Source organism: Sodalis sp. (in: enterobacteria) (assembly GCF_047607725.1).
In the GTDB taxonomy this organism is placed as follows: domain Bacteria; phylum Pseudomonadota; class Gammaproteobacteria; order Enterobacterales; family Enterobacteriaceae; genus JBLKSS01.
In genome coordinates this window covers 1-5109 of sequence record NZ_JBLKSS010000223.1, presented here as the reverse complement: position 1 = coordinate 5109, position 5109 = coordinate 1, and the positions used below count along the sequence as shown (strand labels likewise).

Genomic DNA, 5109 nt, shown 5'->3' with positions numbered 1-5109 from the left:
CTGTCGCGCCAGGCCGATACGGCAAAGGCGTTCAACTACCTGATGAACCACTGGCGGGCGTTGTGCTACTACGCCGGCGATGGCTGGGCGGAGATCGACAATAATATCGCTGAAAACGCGCTGCGGGTAATAAGCCTGGGCCGCAAGAACTATCTGTTCTTCGGTTCGGATAGCGGCGGCGACCGCGCCAGCGTCAATCAGTATAAAGGCTGGACCGTGAAATAGCGTTGCGCACCGGACGCGCCGGCCGGTGGAATTGCCCCGGTTTTCCTGTTGGCAGGATAGCGCCGGGCTCGCCGGCAGGGGTAAACGGTGGGCTGTGGCCATTGCGCTAAAGGCGCCCGGTATCGCGCTTGAGACCGTCGATATGGGCACGCAAAAGTCCGCCGGTCATGCGCACGCTACACACCTTGTAAGCTTAACGCGATTTTGCCTGATGGGCCGCCGTTTACGCCACGGCAAAACTGCCGTGGGCGTTGTATGGCGGTTCAGGTAACAGCGATCAAGATAGGCGTCGTGCCGCTGCGCTCTGCAGCCGTTGGGGAAGTGATGGGACCGGTCGGCAGCCGGCGGCGCAGGAGATAATCGCCACGCGCCTCTTCTCTTGCCGGCGGCGCACGAGAACACTGCCAGCAGGCTGCCTACGGGGTTACGGGCATAGAAGCGGGGCGCGGCGCAGGAATGATGAGGCAGGGCGGGCTAAGCCTGAGGAGCACCAACCATGGAACGGCAGGGAATTTTGGCGGCTGGCAATATGCTGGTGGACCATGTGCATAACATCAGCGACTGGCCGCGGTCGGGCTGGCTGAGTGAAATCACCCGCAGCGAGAAAAGCACCGGCGGCTCACCGCTTAACGTGCTGCTGACGCTAGCGAAGATGGAAGTGCCGTTACCGCTGGCGGCGATCGGCCTGGTCGGCGAGGACAGCGATGGCGATCTGATCTGTCGCATACTGAACGCGCACGGAATTGATAGTCAGCGGATGCGCCGCACCGCACTTGAACCTACCTCGATTAGTCAGGTGATGACAGAGCCGGGCGGGCAACGCACGTTTTTTTACGCGCCGGGCGCGAACCGCCGGCTTGATTTGGATGCGTTCGCCGGCCTGAATACCCGCCATCGCATTTTCCATCTGGGCTATCTTTTGCTGCTGGAACGTTTGGATAGCGCCGACGAACGCTATGGCATCCGCAGCGCTCGGCTGGTGGAGGCTATCGTTGCCGAGGCCGCCGACTAACTGCAACGGCTCGGCGTACGCCGCCGGGTGGTCATCCATGCTCCGGAAGGCGCGTGGGGACAAGAGCCCGGTCAACCCGGCCTATGGTTGCCCTCATGGCGTCTCAGCGCGCGGCGGATTGTCGGCAGTGTTGGGGCGGGCGATGCTTTCTGCGCCGGCGTACTCTATGCCAGCCACCAATGCTGGCCGCTGGCGGAGACGCTCCGCTTGGGCCATACCAGCGCCAATTTTTGCCTGCGGGCCGCCAATGCGATCGACGGCATTCGCCCGCTGGCGGCGATGCAGGCGGAGATGGCATGCTGCGAGTCAGGCGATGCTGCTGGCGAGGAGCGCCGGGCCGGGCCGGGTGACGTCGGCTGCGAAAACATAGCCTAGCCGGCGGATGGTGCGGATGAGTATCGGCTGGTGGGGATTGGCCTAGATTTTGCGGCGTAGGCGCATAATCAGCACGTCAATGGTGCGGTCAAAAACGTCCAGCGTTTCGCTATGGGTCAACTCCAGCAGCTGGTCGCGGGTCAGCACGGTGCGCGCGTGTCGCACCATCGCCAGCAGCAGCTGATACTCGCCCTGGGTAAGCAGCACCTCCTGCCGCTGGGGGTTAAACAAGGTGCAGCGCTGCTCATCCAGCCACCAGCCGTTAAACAACCAACCGACGCCTTCGGCGCCGGCGCGGTAATCCAGCCCCAGCGCGCAGCTGCGGCGGAGCACCGCTTTGGCGGGCGCCACCACGACCCGTGGCGTGAACGGTTTGGTGATGTAATCATCGGCGCCCATTTCCAGTCCGACCACGATATCCGACTTCGCGCACAGTCCGCTTAGCATGATGACCAGCAAATCGGGCCGCAGCCGCTGTAGCTGCTGGAGCACCAGCAGGCCGTTGGTATCCGGCAGCACCAGATCGAGCAGCACCAGCGCAATATCGGGGTGCTGTTGCAGCAAAGACAACCCCTCATAGCCTTGGTGGCAGGTATAGACGGTAAAAACGTGTTCACTCAACACATCGTTGAGAAGCTTGCAGATGGCCACATCGTTATCTATTACCAGCATGGCGGGTTTCATCTCGGTAACCTTAAATGTTGTGAACACGTTACAAAACAGTGTACCCGATGCGAATGCAGGCAGGGGGATCAGAAATGTGAGGACTGTCGCTGCCGGGGGCGGTTTTGTGAGCCGGGCCGGTCCGAGAGGCGGGCGCGGCGGCGTCCCCGTCCGCAGGCGCCGTACGGAGTGCGTCTGGCAATACTGACGCGCGCGCCGCCGGCGCAGGGGGGGACGCGGTCGCGCGGCGTCATGAAAAGTGCCGGGGAAGGGGAGCGCAGGCCGTGGCGGCGGAACAGATCGTGCCACTTTGGTACCGAAATTACGGAATACCCCGCATTTTTGGCACTTAACAGGCGAAAAACGCCGTGAAATGATTGACTTCACCCGCTCGGCATGCCAAAAAAGTGAGGCCATTATTCCCTGGCGAACAGACGGCCCGTCGCGGCGACCCCGCTCGTCAGGCCAGCAGGTGCAATCCTACTAACCAAGAGAGGAACGGTGAAACGACATTCTATTGGTCTCATTGTCGCTCTGCTGCTGACCGGCTGTGCTCGGCAAAGTCCAGAGCCGCCCAGGCAGGCGCTGACCACCCATCCTGGCTCAAAACTGCTGATGCCGGTGACGCCTCCCGCGGGGTTATACAGCGATTACATTCACGATTCCGCCAATATTTATGGCGTCGATGAAACATTGGTGAAAGCCATTATCCAGGTGGAGTCCGGTTACAATCCGTCGGTGGTCAGTAAATCCAACGCCATCGGGCTCATGCAGCTGAAGGCGTCCACCGCAGGACGCGATGCCTATCGGCTGAAAGGGCGCCACGGTCAGCCCAGCACCCATGAACTCAAGGACGCCGCCACCAATATCGACCTCGGTACCGCGTATTTATCCTTGTTGCAGAAACAACTAGCGGGCATTAGCAACCCGGAAACCCGGCGCTATGCGCTGACGGTGGCGTATGTCAATGGCGTCGGCGCCCTGCTGCGCACCTTTTCCGCCAACCGCGACGCCGCCGTTGCCCAGATTAATGCCATGACGCCGCAGCAATTCTACCAGCATGTGCAGCGCAAACATCCCGCGCCGCAGGCGCCGCGCTATTTATGGAAAGTGAATACCGCCTACCGGGCGATGCGTTGACACAAGGCGTTACACGTAACGACGCCTATACGGCGGCTCGTTAGCGCCTAGCGTCGCTATGCCCGCCGTGCGGGTGGAACAGCGGCGCTCTCGTCGGGCGTCGGCCGGATCCTGGAGTACTTCTTCAGCCAGCGGCCGCTGGTCAGTCGCCAATAGAACAGCAGGCCCCGAACCAGCTAGTCAAGGAACATGCCGAGCCAGATACCGGCCACGCCCATGCCCAACATGATGCCCAGCGCGTAGCCGGCGACAAGGCGACAATACGGCAGCCCCACATTCCCAGCAGCGAGACCCACATGGTGAAACGCGCATCACGCGCGCCCTTCAACCCGGCGGGCAGTACCCATGAAGCCGCCCAAAGCGGCATGAACGCTGCATTGAGCCACACCAGCATTTTCACGACCGAGATAACGTCCGCTTCATTGGTGTAGAACGCGGCGAGCAGGCCGGCGAACGGCGCCGACAGCAGCGCCAGCGCACACAATCCCAACGTGGAGAGCCAGAAGATATGTTTCAGCTGGCGCTCCGCCTGGCTGATTTGGCGTTTACCGAGCCGGGTGCCGACAATAATGGTCGATGCCGAACCGAGCGTGTTACCGGGCAGATTGATCAGCGAGACGATGGAAAAGGCAATAAAGTTGCCGGCGATGACGCTGGTTCCCATCCCCGCCACAAATACCTGGGTCAGCAGCTTGCCGCCGTTGAACAGGACCGACTCGATACTGGCGGGGACGCCAATGCCCAGCACTTCCATCAGGATATTGGTGTTCAGTCGGCTGAAATAGCTCTTCAAAGAAATTTTGAGCGCCGGATTGAAACCCGTCATGAGCACGTAGATAACCGCCGCCGCGCCGATATATCGCGAGATGGTCAGGCCCAGCCCGGCGCCGATAAAGCCCAAGCCATGCCAGGAAAACACGCCATAAATCAGCACCGAGGTAATCATGATATTGAGAATATTCATGCCGCCGTTGATAAGCATCGGTATCTTGGTATTGCCGGCGCCGCGCAACGCGCCGCTGCCGATAAGCGCAATGGCGGCAGGATAGCTCCAGACGCTGATGTGCAGATAGCTCAGGGCCAGCGCTTTGACTTCCGGCGTAGCGTTTCCGGCGATGACATTGATAATGTTGTGGTCGTAAAACTGGATGACCACCGCCATCAGCACCGACAGCACGGTCATGAGCGCGAGAGACTGGCGAGCGGTGGCGCGGGCGCGCTCCGGATTGCGCTTGCCCAGACTAAAAGCCACCACCACCGTGGTCCCAAGATCCACCGCGGCGAAAAAGGCGATGATCACCATATTGAAACTGTCCGCCAGACCGACGCCGGCCATCGCCTTTTTTCCAAGCCAACTGACCAGAAAGGTACTTAGTACCCCCATCAGCAGCACGCACAGGTTCTCGAAAAAAATCGGTACCGCCAGCGGGGTGATTTCACGCCAGAACAGCACCCGATAAGAACGCCGTTTGGCATACCAGGGCGTACGCTGGATGGCGTGCAGCACGTAAGCGTACGCCCAGCGCCGTATTGACAGTTATTCAGCAGGGATAGTGAGGTTCCACGGCAGGAGCTCTTTGATTTTGTTGATGGGATGATCCGCGATAATCGCCAGCACATGGCGCAGATACGCTTCCGGCGCCACGCCGTTCAGTTTGCAACTGCCGATCAGCGTATACATCAGCGCCGCCCGG

General features: G+C 60.7%; 2 protein-coding genes and 4 pseudogenes. 3 read left to right on the top strand and 3 right to left on the bottom strand.

Annotated elements, in window-relative coordinates:
- Both ACMX3H_RS16915 and ACMX3H_RS16910 read left to right on the top strand, forming a co-directional pair.
- Positions 1 to 195: pseudogene (locus ACMX3H_RS16915) on the top strand (IS66 family transposase); the annotation flags it as partial.
- Positions 196 to 721: 526 nt separating this feature from the next.
- Positions 722 to 1612 (top strand): annotated as a pseudogene (locus tag ACMX3H_RS16910) (carbohydrate kinase family protein).
- Here ACMX3H_RS16910 and ACMX3H_RS16905 read toward each other — a convergent pair.
- Positions 1544 to 2296: pseudogene (locus ACMX3H_RS16905) on the bottom strand (response regulator transcription factor). The pseudogenes ACMX3H_RS16910 and ACMX3H_RS16905 sit on opposite strands and share 69 nt — an antisense overlap.
- Positions 2297 to 2776: 480 nt before the next feature.
- Here ACMX3H_RS16905 and ACMX3H_RS16900 point away from each other — a divergent pair.
- Complete coding sequence (locus tag ACMX3H_RS16900) at positions 2777 to 3415, top strand: transglycosylase SLT domain-containing protein (RefSeq protein WP_415211647.1); 639 nt, start codon at positions 2777 to 2779, stop codon at positions 3413 to 3415.
- Between the two features lie 56 nt (positions 3416 to 3471).
- Here ACMX3H_RS16900 and ACMX3H_RS16895 read toward each other — a convergent pair.
- Positions 3472 to 4952 (bottom strand): annotated as a pseudogene (locus ACMX3H_RS16895) (EmmdR/YeeO family multidrug/toxin efflux MATE transporter).
- Positions 4953 to 5109 (bottom strand): transposase domain-containing protein (locus ACMX3H_RS16890; protein ID WP_415211574.1); only part of this gene is annotated, 157 nt, incomplete at its 5' end.